At 57.2% G+C, this 23,042-nt stretch carries 20 protein-coding genes, 1 other RNA gene and 4 pseudogenes; 14 read left to right on the top strand and 11 right to left on the bottom strand.

Annotated elements, in window-relative coordinates:
- Positions 1-118 precede the first annotated feature (118 nt).
- The 8 genes and pseudogenes from FE240_RS11620 to FE240_RS11585 all read left to right on the top strand — a co-directional run bounded on the left by FE240_RS11620 (position 119) and on the right by FE240_RS11585 (position 5,912).
- A complete protein-coding gene (locus FE240_RS11620) occupies positions 119-1,414 on the top strand; it encodes a methyl-accepting chemotaxis protein (protein ID WP_193001107.1) in 1,296 nt (431 codons plus the stop codon).
- A gap of 284 nt (positions 1,415-1,698) precedes the next feature.
- Positions 1,699-2,616 (top strand): IS5 family transposase, encoded by a 918-nt coding sequence (locus FE240_RS11615; RefSeq protein ID WP_193000518.1) that lies wholly within the window; start codon positions 1,699-1,701, stop codon positions 2,614-2,616.
- Positions 2,617-2,666: 50 nt separating this feature from the next.
- Positions 2,667-3,149, top strand: a pseudogene (locus FE240_RS11610) (tyrosine-type recombinase/integrase); the annotation flags it as partial.
- A gap of 53 nt (positions 3,150-3,202) precedes the next feature.
- Positions 3,203-4,102, top strand: a complete 900-nt coding sequence (locus tag FE240_RS11605) for a hypothetical protein (RefSeq protein ID WP_193001105.1) — start codon at positions 3,203-3,205, stop codon at positions 4,100-4,102.
- Positions 4,103-4,216: 114 nt separating this feature from the next.
- The gene (locus FE240_RS11600; RefSeq protein WP_193001103.1) at positions 4,217-4,450 is read left to right on the top strand and encodes a helix-turn-helix transcriptional regulator; all 234 of its coding nucleotides are present in this window, start codon (positions 4,217-4,219) and stop codon (positions 4,448-4,450) included.
- 320 nt (positions 4,451-4,770) lie between these two features.
- Positions 4,771-5,004 (top strand): hypothetical protein, encoded by a 234-nt coding sequence (locus tag FE240_RS11595; RefSeq protein ID WP_226798796.1) that lies wholly within the window; start codon positions 4,771-4,773, stop codon positions 5,002-5,004.
- Positions 5,001-5,279, top strand: a complete 279-nt coding sequence (locus FE240_RS11590; protein ID WP_043168316.1) for a hypothetical protein — start codon at positions 5,001-5,003, stop codon at positions 5,277-5,279. The genes FE240_RS11595 and FE240_RS11590 overlap by 4 nt, the downstream gene beginning before the upstream one ends.
- A 111-nt stretch (positions 5,280-5,390) precedes the next feature.
- On the top strand, positions 5,391-5,912 hold the full coding sequence (locus tag FE240_RS11585; protein WP_226798795.1) for a hypothetical protein: 522 nt from the start codon (positions 5,391-5,393) through the stop codon (positions 5,910-5,912).
- Here FE240_RS11585 and FE240_RS11580 read toward each other — a convergent pair.
- The 4 genes and pseudogenes from FE240_RS11580 to smpB all read right to left on the bottom strand — a co-directional run bounded on the left by FE240_RS11580 (position 5,849) and on the right by smpB (position 8,687).
- Positions 5,849-6,766 carry an IS5 family transposase gene (locus FE240_RS11580; protein ID WP_193000518.1) on the bottom strand — a complete coding sequence of 306 codons (918 nt, stop codon included), beginning with the start codon at positions 6,764-6,766 and terminating at the stop codon, positions 5,849-5,851. The two genes, FE240_RS11585 and FE240_RS11580, sit on opposite strands and share 64 nt — an antisense overlap.
- A gap of 67 nt (positions 6,767-6,833) precedes the next feature.
- Positions 6,834-7,556, bottom strand: a pseudogene (locus tag FE240_RS11575) (phage integrase central domain-containing protein); the annotation flags it as partial.
- Positions 7,557-7,734: 178 nt separating this feature from the next.
- Positions 7,735-8,094: a transfer-messenger RNA gene (gene ssrA / locus FE240_RS11570) on the bottom strand.
- A 104-nt stretch (positions 8,095-8,198) separates the two neighbouring features.
- Positions 8,199-8,687 (bottom strand): SsrA-binding protein SmpB, encoded by a 489-nt coding sequence (gene smpB, locus FE240_RS11565; protein WP_193001101.1) that lies wholly within the window; start codon positions 8,685-8,687, stop codon positions 8,199-8,201.
- Between the two features lie 160 nt (positions 8,688-8,847).
- Between smpB and FE240_RS11560 the strand changes: the two genes are divergently transcribed.
- On the top strand, positions 8,848-9,282 hold the full coding sequence (locus FE240_RS11560) for an SRPBCC family protein (RefSeq protein WP_193001098.1): 435 nt from the start codon (positions 8,848-8,850) through the stop codon (positions 9,280-9,282).
- A complete protein-coding gene (locus tag FE240_RS11555; RefSeq protein ID WP_193001096.1) occupies positions 9,275-9,601 on the top strand; it encodes an RnfH family protein in 327 nt (108 codons plus the stop codon). The genes FE240_RS11560 and FE240_RS11555 overlap by 8 nt, the downstream gene beginning before the upstream one ends.
- A 188-nt stretch (positions 9,602-9,789) precedes the next feature.
- Here the strand turns inward: FE240_RS11555 and FE240_RS11550 are convergent.
- The 4 genes and pseudogenes from FE240_RS11550 to FE240_RS11535 form a co-directional block, all read right to left on the bottom strand.
- A pseudogene (locus FE240_RS11550) lies at positions 9,790-10,822 on the bottom strand (OmpA family protein).
- Positions 10,823-10,970: 148 nt separating this feature from the next.
- The gene (gene ompA, locus FE240_RS11545) at positions 10,971-11,969 is read right to left on the bottom strand and encodes a porin OmpA (RefSeq protein WP_193001094.1); all 999 of its coding nucleotides are present in this window, start codon (positions 11,967-11,969) and stop codon (positions 10,971-10,973) included.
- 324 nt (positions 11,970-12,293) lie between these two features.
- Positions 12,294-13,313 carry a porin OmpA gene (ompA, locus tag FE240_RS11540; protein WP_193001092.1) on the bottom strand — a complete coding sequence of 340 codons (1,020 nt, stop codon included), beginning with the start codon at positions 13,311-13,313 and terminating at the stop codon, positions 12,294-12,296.
- A gap of 258 nt (positions 13,314-13,571) precedes the next feature.
- Complete coding sequence (locus FE240_RS11535; RefSeq protein WP_193001090.1) at positions 13,572-14,126, bottom strand: hypothetical protein; 555 nt, start codon at positions 14,124-14,126, stop codon at positions 13,572-13,574.
- Between the two features lie 255 nt (positions 14,127-14,381).
- On the opposite strand from FE240_RS11535, the gene FE240_RS11530 reads away from it, so the two are divergent.
- Positions 14,382-14,651 carry a helix-turn-helix domain-containing protein gene (locus FE240_RS11530; RefSeq protein ID WP_042046110.1) on the top strand — a complete coding sequence of 90 codons (270 nt, stop codon included), beginning with the start codon at positions 14,382-14,384 and terminating at the stop codon, positions 14,649-14,651.
- Between the two features lie 114 nt (positions 14,652-14,765).
- Here FE240_RS11530 and rssA read toward each other — a convergent pair whose 3' ends face one another.
- Positions 14,766-15,632: a patatin-like phospholipase RssA gene (gene rssA / locus FE240_RS11525; RefSeq protein WP_193001088.1), complete on the bottom strand. Its 867-nt coding sequence runs from the start codon at positions 15,630-15,632 to the stop codon at positions 14,766-14,768.
- 53 nt (positions 15,633-15,685) lie between these two features.
- Positions 15,686-16,813, bottom strand: coding sequence for a sensor domain-containing diguanylate cyclase (locus tag FE240_RS11520; protein ID WP_193001085.1), 1,128 nt, complete (start codon positions 16,811-16,813; stop codon positions 15,686-15,688).
- 63 nt (positions 16,814-16,876) lie between these two features.
- Here FE240_RS11520 and FE240_RS11515 point away from each other — a divergent pair.
- Positions 16,877-18,080, top strand: a pseudogene (locus FE240_RS11515) (IS3 family transposase).
- A gap of 28 nt (positions 18,081-18,108) precedes the next feature.
- Here FE240_RS11515 and FE240_RS11510 read toward each other — a convergent pair.
- Complete coding sequence (locus tag FE240_RS11510) at positions 18,109-18,516, bottom strand: hypothetical protein (protein WP_193001083.1); 408 nt, start codon at positions 18,514-18,516, stop codon at positions 18,109-18,111.
- A gap of 242 nt (positions 18,517-18,758) precedes the next feature.
- Here FE240_RS11510 and FE240_RS11505 point away from each other — a divergent pair, with 242 nt between their 5' ends.
- Positions 18,759-19,814, top strand: coding sequence for an efflux RND transporter periplasmic adaptor subunit (locus tag FE240_RS11505; protein ID WP_193001081.1), 1,056 nt, complete (start codon positions 18,759-18,761; stop codon positions 19,812-19,814).
- Positions 19,814-22,912, top strand: coding sequence for an efflux RND transporter permease subunit (locus FE240_RS11500; RefSeq protein ID WP_193001079.1), 3,099 nt, complete (start codon positions 19,814-19,816; stop codon positions 22,910-22,912). Before FE240_RS11505 ends, FE240_RS11500 begins: the two co-directional genes overlap by 1 nt.
- Positions 22,913-23,042 lie beyond the last annotated feature (130 nt).

The raw sequence follows: 23,042 nt of genomic DNA, 5'->3' as shown, positions 1-23,042 counted from the left end.
TGCGCTGGCACGTTTCTCGCACTCCCTCCTGGCGCGAATCATCAGGCCTGATGAAGGTGCGTCAGACGGCAGTGGCCATGTGGCCGGAAAATGTGACTCTCATTGTGCGAGGACCCTCATGTTCAACTCCAAACTCAAGCAGGAGCTGGCCGCGCTTGGCCAGAGTCTGGCCCGGATCGAGGCATTCGACCAAGGCTTGCGCCAGCATCTGGCGATGGCCGAGTTTAGCCCCGAAGGGGTGTGCCTCGAAGCCAGCCCCCTGTTTTTGCAGCTGGTGGGGTATGCCAGGCATGAGTTGGTGGCGCAGCCCCACACCCTGTTGTGTGATCCGGCTGATACCAAAATGCAACGCTACCGTGATTTATGGATGCAATTGGCAAATGGCCGCCCCCAGCAGGGGATCTTCCGCCACCTCGGCAAAGGGGGGAGGGAGCTGTGGCTGGAGACGACCTATTTCCCGGTGCGCGAAGAGGCGCGGGTGGAGAAGATAGTGCTGGTCGCTTCTGAGGTGACGGCGATGTATACGCAGCTCATCACCCTCCAGTCGGTGTTTGCGGCGCTCGATCGCTCCATGGCCATCATCGAGTTTCAGCCCGATGGCAATATCCTCACCGCCAACAGCAACTTCCTCAACACCATGGGTTATCGGCTTGAAGAGATCGTCGGGCGCCATCATCGCCTCTTTTGCGACGAGCGTTTCTATCAGGAAAACCCGAACTTCTGGGCCGAGTTGGGCAGTGGGCAGTTCCAGTCAGGGCGCTTCCTTCGCTTTGACAAACAGGGGCGTGAAATCTGGCTGGAGGCGACTTACAACGCGGTGCGTGACTCCGATGGCAGAGTGGTCAAGGTGGTGAAGTTTGCCTCTGATATCACCGAGCGGATCAAGCAGGCGCAGGCGGTGCAAGAGGTGGCCGGGGTGGCCCACGAGACCGCCATCGTCACCGAGCAGTCGGCCGGACGTGGCGCCGAGTTGCTGCTGGGGGCGGTGTCGACGTCCGGCAGCATCGTCAGCCAGATGGAGAGCGCCAGCACCCTGATGGCGCGGCTCAGCGAGCAGGCCAAGAGTATCGAGGCGATCGTCTCGACCATCAGCAGCATCGCCGATCAGACCAACCTACTGGCGCTTAACGCCGCCATTGAGGCCGCCCGCGCCGGCGAGCAGGGGAGGGGATTTGCGGTGGTGGCTGATGAGGTGCGCCAGCTGGCCGCCCGAACCTCCTATTCCACCAGCGAGATAGCCGGTGTGGTGCAGCAGAATCAGGCGCTGACCAGCCAGGTGAACGATCAGATGCAGGCTGCCGCCCAGCGTGCCCGGCAGGGACAGCAGCAAATTGGTGAGGTGGCCGACGTGATGGAGGAGATCCGGCGCGGTGCTGAGCATGTCGCTGCCACCATCGCTGGGCTCTCCCGCTAAAGCATGTAGCTGGCGCACAACAGATAATATGCATGGAGAGTGGGTTTTCCCCTGCACAAGCGGGCATAGCGTTCGGGGGCGTCATCACGGCCCTTCTCTCTCGCGTGATGTCGGTTGCCTTCGTTGCCTGTACGTTGTCGATGCTGAATATCGCTTGTTATAGGCAGCCTCATTTCGCTGGGGTGGCGTGCTCAAGGGCGTTGTTTCCCAAATCGATGCAGCTTGAATGGAACTAACAGAGGACTTGGTGATCTGATCACCACCATCCTCTTCAAGTCTGCATTATGGGCAAGTCGCTTCACCCCATCACCAATTGGCCTAAATACAACAAGTCTTTGATTAACCGAGGTTCACTCACCTTCTGGGTTGATGCCGAAGTCATGAACAACTGGCTCTACCACGACCATCATGGGCGGCGGGGCCGCAGCCAGCTTTACACTGACCAGACCATCTGTACCTTCCTGATGCTCAAGGGAATTTTCAACCTCACTCTGCGGGCTACTCAGGGACTATTCGACTCCCTGTTCGAGTTGATGAATGTGCCGTTGTGCGCACCGGACTATAGCTGTGTCAGCAAGCGGGCCCGCACGGTGACCGTGACCTATCGGCAGCCCAGCAAGGGGCGCATCACCGACCTGGTTATCGACTCGACTGGCCTGAAGGTGTTTGGCGAAGGCGAGTGGAAGGTTAGAAAACATGGCGCTGAGAAGCGGCGAGTGTGGCGCAAGTTGCATCTGGCGGTAGACCCGGTGAGCCACGATATCGTGGCGGCGGAAGTCTCGCTGGAAAATGTCCATGATGCTGAGGTGTTGCCCACCTTGCTTAACCCTCTGCGGCGTAAGCTGGGGCGTGTTTATGCAGATGGCGCCTATGACAGCAAGGCCAGCCATCAGCTTATCTCGCGCAAAGGGGCGATAGCCTGTATCCCGCCTCGCAAGAGTGCGGGGCTCTGGAAAAAGGGGCATCCAAGAAATGAGGCTGTGCTGGTGATGCGCAAGGAAGGGTTGGCGCACTGGAAGAAGATATCGGGGTATCACCGTCGCTCGCTGGCAGAGACGGCGATGTACCGGTTCAAACAGTTGCTGACGGGGAAAATCAGTCTGCGTAACTACAACGGTCAAGTGGGAGAGGTCATGGCCTACGTGTGTGCGATGAACAAACTGAATACCCTTGGCCTACCTGTCAGAAAGCCCCGAGTGTAGCGCTCACCCTGGGCTGGGAACGTCATGACTTGCTGGCTGATTTGGGAAACAACGCCGATGAGATCGACTTTGAAGGCAGAGTCTGGAACATTCCTGCAGATAGAATGAAGATGGATCGCCCTCATCGGGTGCCACTGACCTCGCAAGCACTTTCCCTTTTAGAACGCATGAAGCCCATTAGCGGGCACCGTCCCTATGTCTTCCCTGGATATCGCGATCCGTTAGGACATATCAACAATCAAAGTGCGAATGCAGCTCTGAAGAGATTGGGATATGGCGGCAGACTAGTCGCCCATGGTTTACGTTCCCTTGGTAGCACGACCCTGAACGAACAAGGGTTCAACCCAGACGCTATTGAAGCAGCACTTTCCCATAGTGATGAGAACGAAATCCGCCGAGCCTACAACCGAACAGACTATTTTGAACAACGAGTAATCATGATGGATTGGTGGAGTAACCATATTGAGCAAGCCAGCCAAGGTAATTTATCTCTAGCTATTGGCTTTCAAATCCGTCAAGCCGTGAATGAGTAAATATAAAATCAAGGCGACCTTCGATATAAAAGGAAAAGTAAAGAGGCATTAGCATGGTTGATAAGCTACAGCAAGGAAAACCATCTCTCATCCCTCTCGAGTATTGCACACCTGTACGAGCTGCTCGTTTATTGGATTGTGAGCTTGAAGACATATATCATTGGGCATACATTGGTGCCATCATATTTTATGCGGACTTTACCGACTCTGAGTTCTACTATAGTAAGTATGAGGACTCGGTTATTATAAATGATGATATTGGTAACAAATTCGCCACTGAAATAATAGTAGATGAGACCATTCCTAAAATTTACTCATACACTGATTCGAGAAGAACTGAATTTGGCTTATACGGCCCAGATAATTTTATCTATGATGCATCGCTGAATTTTCCTCCTCAAGATGAATCGGTTAACATTCAGATTTCTATCTCTGGCTTCTGGGAAGTAAATAACTTCAAGATATCTCACACAGAAGTTTTTGGGCGGCGTAGCCCTCTACATTGGGATCTCAGAGCTAGTTATGTTGAAGATGGAGCTTCTCATGCTAAATACATCAATTTATTAGATATCGAAATATGTGATATGAATAGCAGATTGAGGGTGATGCATGATGATTTGAAAAAAATCTATGAACACATGATATCTGGTGAGTTGATGGTAAAAAATAATTATATAAACCAAACCAGAGCAAGCCATTTTACTACAGAAAAAAGACATAAGCCTCATGGCAATGCAGAAAGATTTGCAGCCAATCGTGAAGTAGTGCTAAAGGCTGCTATCTACGCTAAAGCACAGTGGCCAGAAGAATGTAGTACAGCCAAGGGGTGGGCTGAAATCATTTTAGATCAAGAATGGACTCTTTTTGGTGAAAAAGGGTGTCCACTGGAAATCAATACAATCGAGAGATTGCTTGGCTCCGCAATGAATAAGCCATACGTAGATTCTCCATAATGAATGACTATTGACGTGTAAATTTACTAAGCAGTTTAATAAATATTACACGTCATCGTTTCCCGTCCAACTCGTGCTCTAATAACTCCATCGACACAAAACGATGAGGCAATTATGGAGCAATACATCCCAACCCCCAATCAAACACTACGTTTTATTCGTGTTGGGGAGGCAGTTAAAAAAACAGGATTATCAAAAAGCTCTATCTATGACTTGATGGCCCAAGATCTTTTCCCCAAAACGGTTCGCCTTGGAGCTCGATCGGTAGCATTTATCGAATCAGAAATCGATGCTTGGATGGTAGAGCGTATCGCCACACGCAATGTTCCCAATAAACGGCATCAATAGGGTAAATACGCTTAGGGGATAACTGCTACCGCCCACAGGTCGGACCGATGACCTATGGACGGCTTAGCGCAGTTACCCCCAGTCGCAACGAGAATTTTACTCCTGCGCTTTTAGATCCTGTTTATCTCTTGTTTATATATATTTAAGGGACGATAACCATCTGATTATAAACAGAAAAAACATTAATAGGTGAAGCAAAATGGGGTGAAGGTGAAGCAAAACAGAGTGAAGGTGAAGCAAAACAGGGTGAAGGTGAAGCAAAACAGAGTGCTTGTGGATAACTCAATAATGAGTACTACAATTAGTGAACGGGAGCATTAATGATGGAACATATCGGGATTGCCCTACTACCACAGCAAGAATTGATAGACCTGATAGAGTCAGTATCACCTAACCTACATCCCGAGCATGTTGAATTACTGGCCAAACAGTTGCAGCCAGCGCTCGCACCGCTTAATGCAGCATTTGCGATTGTCGCTAACCACCCTGTTCTGCATGAAGCTTTCGGCGAGCTGCTGTGCCGCATAGGCGCAGGCATGGAGGGCATTGCATGATCGCTCTGGTTCTGGCCGCTGCTGTAGCGGCCTCAGATGCCCCGCTGGGGGCTGTCGATATGGCCGCCACGGCGGCCAAGGTGCAGGCCGACATCAAGCGGATGTGCCCTTGGGTACCCATCAAGGTGGTGGAGTGCAACAACGCGCTCCCCTGCTCCAAGGCGGAGCTCAAGCGGGTTATGGAGCTGCACAACCGTTGCAATGACTCCCTTCGCCGCATACTGGCCTGCACGGCCTCCGGCGTTCCAGTGGACGTGTGCAAACAAAGTCTTTAATTAAATAAAGGTGAAGTGAATTAATATTTATCTTCACCTTCAAAAACGCATCATTTAATTGTCTAAATTATCTGCCACTTGTATATTGCATATATACAAACGGGAGGCTATATGTTTTCAAAAATGCTTTTAGCAAAAGCTAAACAGTATTCTGTTGCCGGTGTGTTGTTTGCGGGTATCTGGATGGGCTCTAGCTTAAACGCCCGTGCTGTATTAATGGCGTATGATTGGCCCGCCTTTCATGCTGTTATGATAGAAATGCTGATGTTTATCCAGTTTATTTCTTGCGTTTGGGTTGTGTTGAAATGCCGAGCTGCAATTCCCGCGATCTTGTTGTTAATTGGTGTGTGGCAAGCGCCAATATTGATTGACGTTCTTTCTGGGTATCGTGCTGCTGTTGATCTGTTCGGGGCCAAGTTCCTGCTTGTTGTGCTGTTGATACTCCCTATTCTTATCACCTGTTTGGCTAAGGGAGGGGATGCGATGCCCAAGGAGGGAGATCATGTTGAAGCTGGCGTTGTTTCCCAAATCAGCCAGCAAGTCATGACGTTCCCAGCCCAGGGTGAGCGCTACACTCGGGGCTTTCTGACAGGTAGGCCAAGGGTATTCAGTTTGTTCATCGCACACACGTAGGCCATGACCTCTCCCACTTGACCGTTGTAGTTACGCAGACTGATTTTCCCCGTCAGCAACTGTTTGAACCGGTACATCGCCGTCTCTGCCAGCGAGCGACGGTGATACCCCGATATCTTCTTCCAGTGCGCCAACCCTTCCTTGCGCATCACCAGCACAGCCTCATTTCTTGGATGCCCCTTTTTCCAGAGCCCCGCACTCTTGCGAGGCGGGATACAGGCTATCGCCCCTTTGCGCGAGATAAGCTGATGGCTGGCCTTGCTGTCATAGGCGCCATCTGCATAAACACGCCCCAGCTTACGCCGCAGAGGGTTAAGCAAGGTGGGCAACACCTCAGCATCATGGACATTTTCCAGCGAGACTTCCGCCGCCACGATATCGTGGCTCACCGGGTCTACCGCCAGATGCAACTTGCGCCACACTCGCCGCTTCTCAGCGCCATGTTTTCTAACCTTCCACTCGCCTTCGCCAAACACCTTCAGGCCAGTCGAGTCGATAACCAGGTCGGTGATGCGCCCCTTGCTGGGCTGCCGATAGGTCACGGTCACCGTGCGGGCCCGCTTGCTGACACAGCTATAGTCCGGTGCGCACAACGGCACATTCATCAACTCGAACAGGGAGTCGAATAGTCCCTGAGTAGCCCGCAGAGTGAGGTTGAAAATTCCCTTGAGCATCAGGAAGGTACAGATGGTCTGGTCAGTGTAAAGCTGGCTGCGGCCCCGCCGCCCATGATGGTCGTGGTAGAGCCAGTTGTTCATGACTTCGGCATCAACCCAGAAGGTGAGTGAACCTCGGTTAATTAAAGACTTGTTGTATTTAGGCCAATTGGTGATGGGGTGAAGCGACTTGCCCATAATGCAGACTTGAAGAGGATGGTGGTGATCAGATCACCAAGTCCTCTGTTAGTTCCATTCAAGCTGCATCGATTTGGGAAACAACGCCATGATCGAGCCGTCCATTGGCGATATCGGCTATCAGCATAGGTAATTCTGTCGGCTTTAGGGTCGGCATGTGCTTCTTGCTTGGCTTTTTGAACACCTTGCGAATTGCTGCACAGGGGTTGGCATCGAGTAAACCGTGGTTAACGCTGTAGTCGAGGATTTCGTTAATCCGTTGGCACAGTCTCCGCACCGTCTCATGCTTACCGTCTGCTTCTATGGGGCGAAGCATCTCAATTACTTTAGGCGCCCGGATCTGGTTGATTGGCATAGAACCAATGAATGGCAGCACATACAGCTCAAGAGATCGCCATGAGTCATCAGCATAGGCTTCCGATACGTCATGGCGCTTCAACTCAAGCCACATGGCAGCCATACGTTCGAACGTGTTCGCGTTGGCTTCTTGTTCTGCCTGAACAAACGCAATTTGCTCTTCTTTATGACGTTTGGGGTCGATTGCTTGAGTCAATAGAGCACGAGCTTCTCGCCGCCGTTCTCGGGCTGCGGCAAGAGTAACATCAGGGTAGGGGCCAAAACTGATATTGGCGCGTTTCTTGTCGCTCGGCCTGTAGTAGTTGAACACCCATAGCCTCGCACCATTCGGCTTAACCCTTAGGTAAAGCCCGTCACCGTCACCCAAGCTGTATTCCTTGGCTTCAGGCTTGGCGGTTCTCAGCTTTGAGTCGGTCAGCTTGTCTTTACTCACGGCACATTCCCCCAGTAGTAACACCAAAACCGGTGTTACAAAACCAATGTGACCGTAGATGTTACTCTTATGGCTGGATTTAGGCGACTTGCTCGGACTACCGCGGACAACAAAAAACCCGCAAGACGTTGAATCTTGCGGGTTTCTGTACTTCTTCGTTCCCGGCCGGAACAGTGTTTGGTGGAGCTGGCGGGACTCGAACCCGCGTCCAAAATTCCTACATCCTCGGCACTACATGCTTAGTCACTCTTTACATTCGCCAACCCGCTGCGGAGAGACACGCCACGAATAGACTAGCTCGATTGGTTTTAACGCTTCCGCCCCGAGCAGGACTTCCACGCGATCCTGTGAAGGATGACCTTCCATTTCCCTAGGACACAGGCAAGCTAGGGGAGAAGGGCTCAACGCAGGTTATTAAGCTGCGAGTGCGTAGGTTTCGTCGTTTGCGACTATTTTTTTGCGGCTTTTTAGCGAGGCCAACCGCACCTCGGCATGCACCTTGGGTTTCGAGAATCCTGTCGAATCCAAAATCAGCCCCAAGTAGCAGCGATTGTACGCGCTTCGACGAGCCTCTGGCAAGGCTCATAGACGAATTGACCGGCATTTGCCGGTCAATCGAAGAAAGTTTGTGCAGACAAGGGGTTAGCCCAGACGCTTGTTCTTCATGATGCGCGCTTTCTCGCGGCTCCACTCCCGCTCCTTGGTGGCTTCGCGCTTGTCGTGATCCTTCTTGCCCTTCACCAGGCCGATCTCGACCTTGACCCAGGGGCCCTTCCAGTAGAGGGCGAGCGGCACGACGGTATAACCTTGACGCTCGATGAGGCCGGTCAGCCGATCCAGCTCGCGGCGGCTTAGCAGCAGCTTGCGCAGACGGGTCGGATCACAGACGACGTGGCTTGAGGCCATCTGCAATGGCAAGAAGGTGGCGCCGAACAGGTAGGCCTCGCCGCGCTGAAAGCTGATGTAGGCCTCACCGATATTGGCCTTGCCTGCCCGCAGGGATTTGACTTCCCATCCGAGCAGGGAGAGGCCGGCTTCGACCTTCTCTTCGATGAAGTATTCGTGGCGCGCCGTCCTGTTCAAAGCGATGGTGTTGGAGCCGGCTTTGTTTTTACTGTTCTTTTTAGTCATGAAGGGCGATTCCGGCAGAGTAATAAAGGCCGCCATTATACGTCCCTGTCGGCGGCTGTAAAATGTGCGATGGGCCGAGTGAACAATTGTTACACAGGGATGACGGTGATTTTGCGGCGCACGGTGGTAGAATCGCCGCGACAGGATTGAAGGAAGTGCCATGCCCCGTATAAACCGTAGTGCGCTGGTGATGTTCAGCGCCGAGCAGATGTTTAAGCTGGTTAATGATGTCCATGCTTACCCCCAGTTTCTGCCTGGCTGTGTTGGTAGTCAGGTGCATGAGCAGGGGGAGGATTATATGACCGCCTCGGTTGAGGTGGCCAAGGCGGGTATCGCCAAGACCTTTACCACTCGCAACGAGCTCGAGCCCCACCATCGCATTAGCATGCAGTTGGTCGATGGCCCCTTTAGCAAGCTGATGGGCTGGTGGACCTTCACCCCCCTTGATGTGGATGCTTGTAAGGTGGAGTTTGAACTCGACTTCGAATTTACCAACCGCTTGGTCGAGCTGGCGTTCGGTCAGGTGTTCCGTGAGCTGGTGGGCGCCATGGTCAATGCCTTTACCCATCGCGCCAAGGAGGTTTACGGTGTCTGAATCCTTACTCGTAGAGGTGGCCTATGCCCTGCCTGAGCGCCAGACCGTGCTCAAGCTCAAGGTGCGTCCCGGCACCACGGCCGAGCAGGCGATCCACTCATCCGGCATCCTGGCACTCCATCCCGAAATTGATCTGACGGTCAACAAAATTGGCATCTACAGCCGTCCGGTGAAGCTGACCGACGAGCTGCACGATGGCGATCGGGTCGAGATCTATCGTCCACTCATTGCCGATCCACGCGAGATGCGTAAAAAGCGTGCCGACAAGGCAAAAGAGGAGGGGCGCGCCAACCCGGTGACGGGGGCTCGTCTTAGTTAAGTCGGTGTGCTGTAAGGGGATGGAGTCAGAGAGGCTGCCCTAAACGCGTGGCTTGAACGTAGCCCACCGCGCGTCATCGTTTCATCACCCGTGTATCGTTTTTGTCCCTGCCTCCCGAGGCGTTCATATGGTCGTGAGTCTTGTCTTATCAAAGCCATCTGCCACGCAGATGGCTTTGCATTGTATCGTCACATAGCTGCTTCGGCAGGCGCTTCGCTCTTGACGCCGCTGATGCGCACCTCGACCCGGCGATCCGGAGCCAGACAGGGGATGAGCTCAACCTTCGCCTTGATGCCATCGCACTGATTGCCAGTGACCGGGCTGCCCTCACCGCGACCGATGGCGCTTACCTTGTCGGCCGGAAGACCCTGACCGATGAGGTAGTCGGCGACTGTCTTGGCCCTGGCCTCGGAGAGGCGCTGGTTGTAGGCATCGGAGCCGATGCGGTCGGTATAGCCATAGACTTCGGCATTGCCATCCTTGGGCTGTTCGGCAGCTATCTGCTGATAGAGCGACTGTAGCGCCGCTTCACCCTCGGGTTTGAGGGTGGCCTTGTTGAAGTCAAACAGCACGTCGGAGCTCAGGTTGAAGGTCTTATCGACGGGCTCGGGAGCTGGAGGAGGGGGGATCACGGCCGGAGTCGGTACCGGATCGGCTGCACGGCTGCGGTTGGGATGGATCACCAGCTCCAGGGTTGCCGTGCTGGCGTCAGTGACCCAACGCTCGGTGCCGCTGCCGATGTTCCCGTTGCTGGCATCGTCACCGACGCGCACCATATAGCGGTAACGGGCTTGCAGATCGACCCAGTCATGTACTCGCCAGGTGGCCCCCAGCCCGACGAGGGGAGCCAAGTCGGTGTCGCTGCCGTTGATGGTGTCCACCGTGTAGAGATAGGCGCCCCCCTCGGCAAACAGGGAGAAGGCATCACCGAGGGGGGAGCCGGCCGATCCCGCTCAGGGTTGCCCCTTGGCTTTTGAAGTCCTCGTCATCGACCTGCCACTTGCCGGTGTTGAGGTAGCCCAGCTCACCGCCAAAATAGTCGTTGACGTTGTAACCGACGAAGACGTTAAAAGCGGTCCCGTGTTTGTCGACGTCAGAGCCGAGATCCTTCAAATCATGGGCGATGGATGCCCCGCCACCTGCGCCGATATACCAGTCGCCAGCCTGGGACGGCGCCGCCAGGGCCAAAGCAATCAATGCACCAATGGTTGTTGCTCTCATTATGTTTCCCTCTTTTGCCAAATCCTGTTGATAAGCATCACTTTAGTTATAGCTGTTATCCCCAGGAATACGGGATGGGATAGGTAAGGCGTGAGCTGGGATACAAAAAAGCCGCCTTGCGGCGGCGTTTTAATGTCAAAACATGGCGTCATTGGGTGACTTGTTGAGTCCCGGTAACCTGTACCTCAACGCGGCGATCCGGGGCCAAGCAAGCAATTTGCTTGGCGCGCGGGGTCACCTTGGCACAGCTGTCACCGGTCACAGGGTTGGCTTCACCTCGGCCTTCAATCGAGACCTTGGAAGCAGGCAAGCCCTTGCTCACCAGGAAGTCGGCCACGGTGCGGGCACGCGCCTCGGACAGACGCTGGTTGGCGGCGTCGGAGCCGATGAAGTCGGTATAACCAATCACCACGGCCTGGCCATCCGTCGGACGGGCATCCGAGATTTGCTGGTACAGGGTGTTAAGGGCGCTGGTGCCTTCCGGCTTCAGGGTGGATTTGCCAAAAGCAAACAGTACGTCGGAGCTCAGTGAGAAGTTCTTCTCAACGACGACTGGCTCGGGGGTCGGCTCAGGAGCGGGGGCCGGGGCGGGGGCCACGTAGCTGGTGCGGTTCGGGTGCAGCACCAGTTCGAGTGAGGCGATGCCGGTGTCCGTTTCCCAAGTACGGTTGTCGTCGCCCACGTTCCACAGATAGCGATAGCGGGCTTGCAGGTCGACCAGGTCGGAGACCTTAGCGGTCAGACCTAGACCAGCCAGCGGTGCGGTGCCGTTCTTGCTGTCATCGTTACCCTTGGCATGGTAGAAGTAGGCACCCCCTTCGGCGAACACCGAGAAGATGCTGTTGAGCGGCAGGCGACCGATACCGGAGAGGGTTGCACCCTGGGTCTTGAAGTCGACGCCGTCAACTCCGCCCTTACCGGCATATTGGTAGCCGAGTTCGGCGCCGAAGTTCTCATTGAAGTTGTAACCACCGAACAGACTGATGGCGGTGGCATCCTCATCGGCATCTTGGCCAAATTCGGACAGTTCGCGGAAATCGGCCCAACCAGCACCGACACCGGTGTACCAGTCATTGGCCTGAGCAGAGGTTGCGCCGATCGCCGCCAGGGCGATGGCGATAAGGGAAGGGGCCACTTTCATTTTCATCGTTATTTCTCCTCGTTGTCGCACCTGCCGAATGGACAAGTGCCGCACTCTTGGTGTGCAGGCCTGGGAGCTGCCTGCTGGAGGCCATAAAGACTCGGCCAGTTTGCATCATACCTCAGGGGGTAAGTCTGCCAGTGCCGGTCGGGCTGGCCGTCCCCCAATTTGGGGGGATGGTGCGCTCCGGCTCTGATTGGAGCACTGTACTATAAGATGGAGAGTGAAAAATGATCAATGAGTGGTTTGGTCGGATATGACGGGGTATGACACAAAAACAAAACGGGGCGCAGAGCGCCCCGTTTTTTTCATTCACCGTAGTGAAGAAAATTACTGCTGAACTTCTTGTACGCCGGTCACGCGGATTTCTACGCGACGATCCGGAGCCAGGCAGGATACCAGCTGAGCCTTAGCCTTGATACCGTCGCACTGGGTGCCGGTAACCGGGTTGGAGGCACCACGGCCTTCGATGGCAACCTTGGAAGCCGGCAGACCCTTACCAACCAGGAAGTCGGCAACGGTGCGAGCACGGGCTTCGGACAGGCGCTGGTTAGCAGCGTCAGAACCGATGCGGTCGGTGTAACCGATCACAACAGCCTTGCCATCTTTCGGGCTGGCAGCAACCAGGTCTTGGTACAGGGCGTCCAGAGCCTGCTGACCTTCCGGCTTCAGAGAAGCCTTGCCGAAGGCGAACAGTACGTCGGAGCTCAGGTCGAAGGTCTTCTCAACAACCTGCGGAGCCGGAGCTTCTTCAGCAACCGGAGCTGCAACCGGAGCTACGTAAGAGGTACGGAACGGATGGTATACAGCTTCCAGGGTACCGATGCTCTGGTTGGACTTGTAACGAGCACCGTTGTCAGCGTGCAGGTCAGCCACGTCCCACATGTAGCGGTAGCGAGCTTGCAGATCCAGGGCGTCGTTGACACGGTAGGTCACACCAGCACCAGCCAGCGGGGAAACCTTGGTGTCCTTGGTAGCCAGACCGTCGGTGTGAGCCCAGTAGGCGCCAGCTTCAGCGAACAGGGAGAAGTCACCACCAACCGGCAGACGAGCGATACCGGAGAGGGTACCACCTTGGTTTTCGTAACGATCACCGTTGGAGTTACCACGACCGGCGTACTGGTAGCCCAGTTCGGCACCCAGGTAGTCGTTGAAGTTGTAACCGGCGAAGGCGTTAGCAGCAGCGGCGTCTTCGGTACCGTGAGTCACGCCACGGACGTTGTTCAGGCCGTTGAAGTGAGCAGCACCGGCACCGGCACCGAAGTACCAGTCGTTGTCAGCAGCGTTGGCAGCGGTGGCGGACACAGCGGCCAGGGCGATGGCGATCAGGGAAGGAGCCATTTTCATCATTGTTCAATCCTCTTGGAGATAGCACGGATGCGAATCTCACATATTGATTCATGCAAGCTGCAGGCTCTGCCGAAGGGGCGGGAGACACTGGCCGGCATCCTTTTGTTATAGGGAATGCACAAAAACTAAATGCTGAGCATTCCATGTCATTTGGATGACGCTGGGCACTTTAGTCCTATCCGAGAACATGATCAAGTTCACATTCGTATCTGGTCAGCCAAAGAATGTCGCATCCATGTGACCCCGTTCATGCTGGGGTCAGTGATCCAAATAAGCGCGATAGAGCTTTCTCTCCAGCTTCATATAGGACTCAACCCAGGGGCTGCGGGGGGCGTCAGCATGATGACGAGCAGTGAAGATGGCTCGCAGATCCGCCTCAGTGGCTGAGGCAAGCAAGGGGGTGAGCATGGCCTGATAGTGACGAGCCAAATAGGGGTCCAGAGACCAGATATTGAGGATAGCGCGGAGCACGGGGGCGATGGCCGCTGGGGCGATGAAGTGGCGGCAGCCCCGTTCCAGCCAGGACTCCAGTTCGAGCAGGGCGCTTTCCGGCGCCCAGCCTTCCATGGTGGCGTCGGATGGCGGAGTCGAACAGATATTCACCTGTTGGCTATCGGGCCATATTCCCTCCTGCGTGACATAGATTGGTAGATCAGAGGGCATAGCTAGCAGAAGATGTTGCTGAGGCGCATCCAGTGCGTGATCGAGCAGCAGGGCTTCGGCGCGGGTTTCGAGACACTGTTTCAGTTGAATATCGAACTCATTCAGGTCATTTACAGTATGTAAACGTGATAATACAGATGTGGAACGCATTTAATACTCCATTACCAAGGATGGTTGAGTGGTTGTCTCTTCTTGGTGAACTGTCAGAAACGCATGATTCCCGTGCGAGGCTGTTTACCTGAGTCGAGTGAGGCATTAACATGCGTCTGCTTCAAAGGGTTGTCGCTTATTTAAGCGTTTTAAGAGAAAGAGGCTCGACCATAACGAGTCCGTAAGAACTGATACACTGACTATGAGTCGTCGCGAAAAACAAGCGGTTTACCGCACATGGAGTATGGAACCATTATGAGTCCTAACGTTGTTCCCGTAGGGAAAAAAATCCGCCAAATCCGCGAAGCGGTTGGTCTTAGCCGCCCTAAGTTTGCCGAACTGCTGGGTGTCCCGCCAACAACCTTGAAAAACTATGAACTGGGCTACCGAGAGGTCGGCGGAGCCTTCCTGGTTGCGCTGGCCCACCACGCTGAGCTGCACCAGTTCACCCTGTGGCTGCTCTCCGATAAGAAGGCCCCCGAGATTGGCCAGATTGATCCGGAAGAGTATCTGGCCAAGGCTTAATGCCTCGCTGCCACTCAAAGATGCCGCCTTAGGGCGGCATCTTTTATTTGGGCGCTTCCTCGACGCGCCTCTCACTTCGGATGGTGCTTCTGCGCCTCATGCCGACAAGACAACCTAGATTACCCCAAGACGTGACAGCTCCTCTTCGAGTTGCGGGCGCTGCCGCTCGATGCAGGCCTCTCCTTCTTCGATGGCGTCGGCGGCGCGGTGGAAATCGAGAATGGAGAAAGAGCCGAGCCTGGGCGCAAGCTGGATCTCGGGAGGGTCACCCGCCATTCGGGCGCGGGTTATCCGCTCTTGCATGATGTTGATGCTGCCGCTCATCACGCTCCACATGCCGGGGGTGGGCACCTGCTCACTACGGTTAAACCACTGGGTCAGCGGATTGAGTGAGCGCCCTTCGTCCGGCTCGTCGGCCCACGGCTGGTGGGTGTCGGCGTTGAGGTTGACCGCGATCACCACCTCGGCGCCCATGGCGCGGGCCAGCGAGATGGGCACCGGATTGACCACGGCGCCATCCACCAGCCAGCGTCCATCTAGTTGGGTGGGGGTGAGCAGGCCAGGAATGCCGCATGAGGCGCGCACCGCCTGACGCAGTGCTCCTCGTTTGAGCCAGATCTCGCGGCCTGTGTCGAGTTCGGTGGCAATGCAGGCAAACGGGATGGGGAGATCTTCGAGCTGCGACTGAGCCAATTGGCTGGCGGCGATGCCAAACACCTTGTCACCGCGAAACAGGCCGCCGGAGAAGGCAGGATCGAGTAGCCCGACCACCTGCAAGCGGGTAAAACCGCGTACCCACTCTTCGAGCTTATCGAGTTCGCCGGCCGCATAGGCGGCGCCGACAAAGCTGCCGATGGAGCAGCCGGCCACCAGATCCGGCGAGATCCCCATCCGCTCCAATCCCCTGATGATCCCGATGTGGGCCCAACCACGTGCCGCGCCGCTACCCAGGGCTAGGCCGAGGCGAGGTTTTCTTGACACCATGGTCTCTCCTGCAAGTGAAAGCGCCAGCTTAACGTGCCCGCCGGGCGGCGTCATCCGCTGATGGCCGCCACGCTGCGGTTACGCCCTTGCGCTTTGGCCTGGTAGAGCGCGCTATCGGCCTGGCTGATGGCATGATCCAGCTCGTTGGGATGGGCCATGGGGCAATAGCCGAGGCTGACGGTGACCACCAGATCGGCGTGCAACTCTCGCCAAGGGTAGTTGGCAATGACTAGGCGCAGACGCTCACTGATGATGTGTAGCTCGGCGGGATCTGCCGCTTTGCTTGCCGTATGGCGCGTCCCGGCCAGCAGCACCAAAAACTCCTCCCCTCCCCAGCGGATCAGGCGATCCTGAGGGCGCAGGGTCTGCATGCACAGCTCCACCAGCTTTTTGAGTACTTCATCGCCGATGAGATGGCCGCAGCGATCGTTCACCTGCTTGAAGTGATCGCAATCGAACATGATCACCGCCGTAGGGGGGAGCTGGCGGCTCAACTCCCGTTGCAGTGAATAGCGGTTGAGTGCGCCGGTCAGCTGATCATGGTGGGAGATGTACTCCAACTGGTGGTTCAGGGTGCGTGCCCGCAGGCTAGAGATGGCCGCCCAGGCAAAAAAGATCAGGGTAAGCAGCATGGTCTGGGATTGCTGCAACAGCGCCTTGGTCAGCGCCCAGGGACCGATGCGATAGATCAGTGTGAGCGAGTTGTGAGGAAGGGGGTGGGTCAGTTGCAGCGCCCCCCGCTGCCATACATAGGTCATCGCCTCTGATGGCAGATAGGGCGAGGTCGATGGATTGACGATGGCAAGGGGAATATTGTCCTGATTGAGCAGGGCCAGCTCCCCGGTTAAGTTGGGTTGTTGCAGCAGTTCCGTCAGGCGGGAGAGCAGCAGATCGATACTGAGCATGCCAAGAAGTGTCCCCCCTTTCATCACGGGGGCGGAGAGGGTCACCATCTGACCCAGGCCGCCTAAGTCGTCGTAAGGACGCGACAAGAGAATGGCTTCATTGGCGTTGGGGTGAGTGGTCACTGCCTGCCAGTAATCCTGCTGATAGATGGCCGGGTCGAAGCGCACATGCTCCGATGCCCGGCGCGGGTAGAGGTACATGAAGTTATCGATGCTGGTGTAGTAGACCCACCCCACGTTGTTGGTAGATTGGCCCCTTGAAGATCCAGACACTTCGCCCCTCTTAACTTAAGAGGTAGTCTTGGAGCTATGTTCAGTACTAGTCACAACGAGAAGATGGTCGAAGTGTTAACAGGGGCCGAGCGCCGTCGACGCCGGACTCCACAAGAAAAGATCGCCATCGTGCAGCAGACCTTTGAGCCCGGGATGACCGTCTCTCATGTTGCTCGCTTGCACGACGTCAACGCAAACCAGCTTTTCAAATGGCGTAAGCAATTCCAAGAAGGGTCTCTCACGGCGATCACCGCCGGTGAGGATGTTGTTCCTGCTTCCGAGTTGGCTGCTGCCATCAAGCAGATCCGAGAGCTTCAGCGTCTGCTCGGGAAGAAGACCATGGAGAACGAGATCCTCAAAGAAGCCGTGGAGTATGGTCGAGCAAAAAAATGGATTGCGCATGCGCCCTTGTTGCCGGGGACGACGATTAAGTGCTGTGAGCCAGGCTCTTAATGTATCGCGTGCGCAGCTATCCGTTCGTGTTCATCGAAAACCGGGTTGGCAAGATGGTCGTCATCATCGCCAGCGTGATGATGCAGCCTTACTTGGCCGTATCATGGAGGCGATGGCAGAGCTTCCCTCCTATGGCTATCGCCGGGTCTGGGCGCTGTTACGGCGTCAGTCTGAGGCAACAGAACAACCTGTGGTAAACGCTAAGCGGGTATATCGCGTCATGCGCGAACATGGCTTGCTGCTGGAAAGAAAACCAGCTGCACCATTGGCCCAGCAGGCACATAAGGGGCGTGTTGCCGTCAAGGAGAGCAATCGACGGTGGTGCTCAGATGGCTTCGAGTTTCGCTGCGATAACGGTGAAAAACTACGTGTCACGTTCGCCATGGATTGCTGCGATAGGGAAGCGTTGGACTGGGCGGCCAGTACTGGGGGTTACGATAGTGACACTGTGCAAGATGTCATGCTGAGGTCTGTCGAACATCGCTTTGGGGATTCGTTGCCGGCATCACCGGTGGAGTGGCTGACTGATAATGGCTCGGCGTATCGAGCCCATGAGACCCGCGCGTTTGCACGAGAAATCGGGTTGGAGCCCAGAACGACAGCAGTGAGAAGCCCACAGAGTAACGGTATAGCGGAGAGCTTCGTGAAGACGATGAAGCGAGACTATATCGAGATGATGCCAAAACCGGATAGCCGAACAGCGGTAGGCAATTTGGCTATCGCGTTTGAGCATTATAACGAGCACCACCCGCACAGCGCCTTGGGATACCGTTCACCACGGGAATTTCTGCGCAGTCGGGTATCACAACCCTAAGCGGGAAAAAGTGTCTGGACCTATGGGGTCAAATCCAGTTGGCCAGGTAGTTGCTGGCGGTGGCCAATAGCGGAGAGAGGCTCAAGGCAAGATGAAACTGGGAAGCGCGCTCACTGCCCGGTGCTGGCAGGGGGCCGTGGCCGGTCAGGGTGCCTGCGAGTAATGGAGGCAGCCCATTGGGCAGGTGCGGGATGCGCACCTGCTCTTCGTCGACACACTCCATCTGATCGAAGAGTTCTTTGGTCAATCCGGACTCAGGATTGCTGCGCAGCCGCTCCTCTGCCTGTCCGCGCATGGCCTCGAGAAAGGCGGTCACCTGTTGCAACTGGGTGGAGAGGCGCTCGGCGCTGGTATTGGCTACCTGATATTGATGTGCTTTGAACTGCCGCAGATTGTGATGAAGCGTGATAACAAGGAGCAGCGCCAGTACGATCACTAAAAGCCCCATTAAGGTGGATGATCGGTGCCAGCTTGGCGAGGGGGGCATGAACTCTCTCCCGTGAATAAATACCGCATCTATATCATGGATTTTACGATGAATGAGGTGAATTTCGCCTGAATCTCCTTTTCCATTTTGATTGTTACGTTTCGTTACATGATTACATAGTCGCGGCATAGTTTCTCTCTACAATAGCGACATCTCGCATCAGACCTGTTCCACGAGGCCCCTCTTTCATCATGAGATTGCGAATCTGGTTACCCCTGTTGGCGTTGCTCGCCACCGGATCTGTGCTTGTCTGGCACCTTTACGCTCGTCCCACTGAGTCAGCCGGCCAGCCGGGCCGGCAGGTGCCGGTGCGCTCCACCCTGGTCGAGGCGACCCGTGCCGAGCCACGCCTGCGTCTCTCCGGTACTTTGGAGGCCAATCATTCGGTGGTGATCTCCCCCGAGGTGACCGGGCGGATTTTAGATATCCCGGTACAGGCCGGTCAGCAGGTGGCCGCTGGCGCCGTGCTGGTGCGGCTGGATGCGCAAAAGCAGCAGGCCGAGCGAGCCGAGCTGGCCGCCAGCCTGCGCGATGAGGAGCGCAAGTTGCGCGACATGCGCCGGCTGGTGAGCCGTGGGGCGGTGACCCAGTCCGAGCTGGAGGGGCAGGAGGCCAGCGTGGCCATGGCGAGGGCGCGCCTCGACGGGGCCGATTACGAGCTGTCGCTGCGTACCCTCACGGCGCCGTTTGCCGGCACGGTGAGCCTCATCGATCTCAGTCGTGGCGCCTTGGTCAGCAGCGGCGTGACCTTGCTGCATCTGGATGATCTTCAGACCCTGCGCCTCGATCTGGCGGTGCCCGAGCGCTATCTGGCCATGTTGCAGCGCGGCATGGCGGTCGATGCCAGCAGCAGCGCCTGGCCCGACGAGCAGTTCAAGGGGGAGGTGAGCGCCGTCGACTCGCGCGTCTCCGAGGACTCGCAGAACATCCGGGTGCGTATCCAGATAAGCAATCCCGACGCCCGCCTCAAACCGGGCATGCTGCTCGAAGTGGCGCTGGCGCTGCCGGCCCGCGAGGTGACCCGCATCCCCTCCCAGGCGGTCGAATACGCCGGGGCTGAGCGCTTTGTCTATCGCCTCGAGGCCGACGGCAAGGTGCGCCGCATCCCGGTGCAGCTCGGTGAGCAGCACGGTGAGACGGTCTGGATCCTAACTGGTCTCAGTGCCGGTGAGCGGGTCATTGTCGAGGGGTTGGTCAACCTGCGTGACGGCGCCAGCGTGCGCGATCTGGCGCAGGAGAAAAGCTGATGTGGCTCTCTGACGTATCGGTGCGCCGCCCTCTGGTGGCGCTGGTGATCAGTGCCTTGCTCACCGTCTTTGGGGTGGTGGCATTTTCTAAGCTCACGGTGCGCGAGATGCCGGACGTGCAGACGCCGTCGGTCTCCATCACCACCACCTACGAGGGGGCCTCGCCCGCCGTGATGGAGAGCCAGGTGACCAAGCCCATCGAGGATCAGCTCTCAGGGATCAGCGGCATCAAAAACATCAACTCCATGACCCGCAAGGGGCGCTCGATGGTGACGGTCGAGTTTCGCCTCGGCTGGGACATGGTCGAGGGGGTGTCGGACGTGCGCGACGCCCTCTCGCGGGCCCGCGCCAGGCTGCCGGACGGGGTGGACGAGCCGCTCATCACCAAGGACAACGGCAACGGCGACGTCGCGATTTGGCTCAATTTCAGCAGCGATCGCATGGACAGAACTGCCCTGACCGATTACGCCAACCGAGTACTGATTGACCCCTTGAGCCTGGTCGACGGGGTGAGCGAGGTGATGCTGTCGGGCAACCTCGAGCGGGTGATGTATGTGCGCCTCAAGGCGGCCGAGATGGCGGCGCGCGGCCTCACTGTCGATGACGTCAAAACGGCCCTAGCGCGCGAGAACGTCGAGTTGCCGGGCGGCGAGGTGCGCAACAACAGCATGACGGTGTCGGTGCAAATTGAGCGCCTCTACCACACCCCGGAGGATTTCCGGGCCTTGCAGATCACCCTCGGTAAGGATGGTCGCCCCATCTATCTGGGCGACATCGCCGACGTGAACGAAGGGGCCAAGAACGAAGACAGCGCCTACCAGCGCAACGGCAAGGAGAGCCTGGGGCTTGGTATCATCGCCCAGTCCACCGCCAACCCGCTGGCGGTGGCGCAGGGGATCGAGCAAAAACTCGCTCAGATGCAGCGTTTTTTGCCCGAGGGGGCCAAGCTTGAGGTCGATTACGACTCCACCGTCTTCATCGAGCAGGCGATCCTCGAGGTGTACGAGACGCTCGCCATCTGCGCCGTGCTGGTGGTGGCGGTGCTCTATCTGTTTCTCGGCCAGGGGCGCACCACCCTCATCCCCGCCATCACGGTGCCGGTGTCGCTCATCTCGGCCTTTATTGGTGCCTGGTACCTCGGCTTTTCCATCAACCTCATCACCCTGCTGGCGCTGATCCTGGCTATCGGTCTGGTGGTCGATGACGCCATCGTGGTGGTCGAGAACATCCACCACCACCTGATGCAGGGAAAGCCGCCGCTGCTGGCGGCCTGGCATGGCACCCGCGAGGTGGGCTTTGCGGTGATCGCCACCACCGCCGTGCTCATCATGGTGTTTGTGCCTATCGCCTTTATGGATGGCATGGTGGGCCGGCTGTTTACCGAGTTTGCCATCCTGCTCTCGCTGGCGGTGCTCTGCTCGTCGCTGATCGCGCTCACCCTGACCCCGGCCATGGGCTCTTGGCTGATGCGCGCCAAGGACAGGCCCAACCGCCTCACCGGCCTGCTTGACCGCGCCCTGGTTCGCTTAGAGGAGGGCTATCGCCACCTGCTCGGTGCGAGCCTGCGGCGCCGGCACTGGGCACCGCTGCTGCTGGTATTGTGCCTAGCCGGCATGGCGCTGCTCTATGCTCGCCTGCCGACCAGCCTGACCCCGACCGAGGATCGCGGCGTGGTCTATGTCTTCGTCAAAGGGGCCGAGGGCACCAGCATAGAGCGGATGAAGCGCAACATGCAGCAGGTGGAGCAGGCGGTGATGCCGCTGCTGGGGCAGGGGGTGGTGAAGTCGGTGAGCTTTAGCACCCCGGCGTTTGGGCGCGGCGGCGATCAGACCGGTCTTGCCATCATCCAGCTGACCGACTGGGCCGAGCGGGAGCAGACCTCGACCGAGTTTACCCGCACCCTCACCGCCCGCCTTGGCGACATTCCCGACGTGATGGTGCGCGCCTTCCAGCCGGGCTTTCGGCGCGGCTCTAACGCGGCGGTGCAGTTTGCCCTGCTTGGCGGCGACTATCAGGAACTGTTCGCCCAGGCTCAGGCGCTGCAACAGGCGGCGGTGGCGAGCGGCCTGATGACGGCGCCCGATCTCGACTATGCCGAGAAGACCCCTGAGCTGCGAGTGTCGATCGACCGGGTGCGCGCCGGCCAGCTCGGCATTCCGGTCTCTCAGGTGGCCAGCAGCTTGCAGACCCTGCTCGGCGGCAGCTCGCGCACCACTTATGTGGATCGGGGCGAGGAGTACGACGTTTACCTGCGCGGTGATCAGCGCGACTTCAACGGCAGTAGCGATCTCAGCCGCATCTACCTCAAGGCGGCCAGCGGCGACATGGTGAGCCTGTCGACCCTAGTGACGTTGGAGCAGGTGGCGAGCCCGCAGCGCCTCAACCACTACCAGCGCCAGAAGGCGGTCACCCTGACTGCCGACGTGGCCGCCGGTCATACCCTCGGTGAGGCGCTCGATTTTCTCGATCGCTGGGCCGCCGAGCACCTGCCGGCCGGCATGACGGTCGATTACAACGGCGAGTCGAAGGAGTATCGCGACAATCAGGGGGAGATGGGCATGGTGTTCGGCCTGGCCCTGCTGGTGGTCTATCTGGTGCTGGTGGCCCAGTTTGAGAGCTTCATCGCCCCCGGCGTGGTGATGGTGACGGTGCCGCTTGGCATCTTCGGCGGCCTGCTTGGGCTCTGGCTCACCGGTCAGGAGATGAGCATCTATGGCCAGATCGGCATGATCATGCTCATCGGCATCGTGGCTAAAAACGGCATCCTCATCGTCGAGTTCATCAACCAACTGCGCGAACGCGGGGTGCCGTTTGAAGAGGCCATCGTGCGCGCCTCGGTGCGCCGCCTGCGGCCGATCCTGATGACCTCGCTCACCGCCATCATGGGGGCGGTGCCCCTGATGCTCTCTCTGGGTGCTGGCTACGAGAGCCGCATGGCGGTGGGCACAGTGGTGTTCTTTGGCCTGACCCTCTCGACCCTGGTCACCTTGCTGCTGGTGCCGGCCATCTACGCCTTGGTGGCGCGCCATGCCGGGGTGGCCGGCGAGCGGGCCAAGGCGGTGGAGGCGGCGCTTTTTGCCGAGCGCGAGACGCCCTGACCAAAAGGGGGCCGAAAGGCCCCCGCTGGCTGGCGGGGGCGCGGTTCCCCTGCACTCTCTGGGGCTAAAAAGCCATCGCTCCTGCCGCCCCCAGCCGCTATAATGCGCGACCCGAAATGTCCCAGGTGGT

Source organism: Aeromonas simiae, assembly GCF_014892695.1.
Classification (GTDB): domain Bacteria; phylum Pseudomonadota; class Gammaproteobacteria; order Enterobacterales; family Aeromonadaceae; genus Aeromonas; species Aeromonas simiae.
This window is presented reverse-complemented; position numbering and strand designations above follow the sequence as displayed.

Excerpts from the sequence above, each read along its gene's own strand:
- FE240_RS11620 (WP_193001107.1), top strand. The coding sequence starts at position 119 with ATGTTCAACTCCAAACTCAAGCAGGAGCTGGCCGCGCTTGGCCAGAGT.
- FE240_RS11615 (WP_193000518.1), top strand. The coding sequence starts at position 1,699 with ATGGGCAAGTCGCTTCACCCCATCACCAATTGGCCTAAATACAACAAG.
- FE240_RS11605 (WP_193001105.1), top strand. The coding sequence starts at position 3,203 with ATGGTTGATAAGCTACAGCAAGGAAAACCATCTCTCATCCCTCTCGAG.
- FE240_RS11600 (WP_193001103.1), top strand. The coding sequence starts at position 4,217 with ATGGAGCAATACATCCCAACCCCCAATCAAACACTACGTTTTATTCGT.
- FE240_RS11595 (WP_226798796.1), top strand. The coding sequence starts at position 4,771 with ATGATGGAACATATCGGGATTGCCCTACTACCACAGCAAGAATTGATA.
- FE240_RS11590 (WP_043168316.1), top strand. The coding sequence starts at position 5,001 with ATGATCGCTCTGGTTCTGGCCGCTGCTGTAGCGGCCTCAGATGCCCCG.
- FE240_RS11585 (WP_226798795.1), top strand. The coding sequence starts at position 5,391 with ATGTTTTCAAAAATGCTTTTAGCAAAAGCTAAACAGTATTCTGTTGCC.
- FE240_RS11580 (WP_193000518.1), bottom strand. The coding sequence starts at position 6,766 with ATGGGCAAGTCGCTTCACCCCATCACCAATTGGCCTAAATACAACAAG.
- smpB (WP_193001101.1), bottom strand. The coding sequence starts at position 8,687 with ATGACTAAAAAGAACAGTAAAAACAAAGCCGGCTCCAACACCATCGCT.
- FE240_RS11560 (WP_193001098.1), top strand. The coding sequence starts at position 8,848 with ATGCCCCGTATAAACCGTAGTGCGCTGGTGATGTTCAGCGCCGAGCAG.
- ompA (WP_193001094.1), bottom strand. The coding sequence starts at position 11,969 with ATGAAAATGAAAGTGGCCCCTTCCCTTATCGCCATCGCCCTGGCGGCG.
- ompA (WP_193001092.1), bottom strand. The coding sequence starts at position 13,313 with ATGATGAAAATGGCTCCTTCCCTGATCGCCATCGCCCTGGCCGCTGTG.
- FE240_RS11535 (WP_193001090.1), bottom strand. The coding sequence starts at position 14,126 with ATGCGTTCCACATCTGTATTATCACGTTTACATACTGTAAATGACCTG.
- FE240_RS11530 (WP_042046110.1), top strand. The coding sequence starts at position 14,382 with ATGAGTCCTAACGTTGTTCCCGTAGGGAAAAAAATCCGCCAAATCCGC.
- FE240_RS11505 (WP_193001081.1), top strand. The coding sequence starts at position 18,759 with ATGAGATTGCGAATCTGGTTACCCCTGTTGGCGTTGCTCGCCACCGGA.
- FE240_RS11500 (WP_193001079.1), top strand. The coding sequence starts at position 19,814 with ATGTGGCTCTCTGACGTATCGGTGCGCCGCCCTCTGGTGGCGCTGGTG.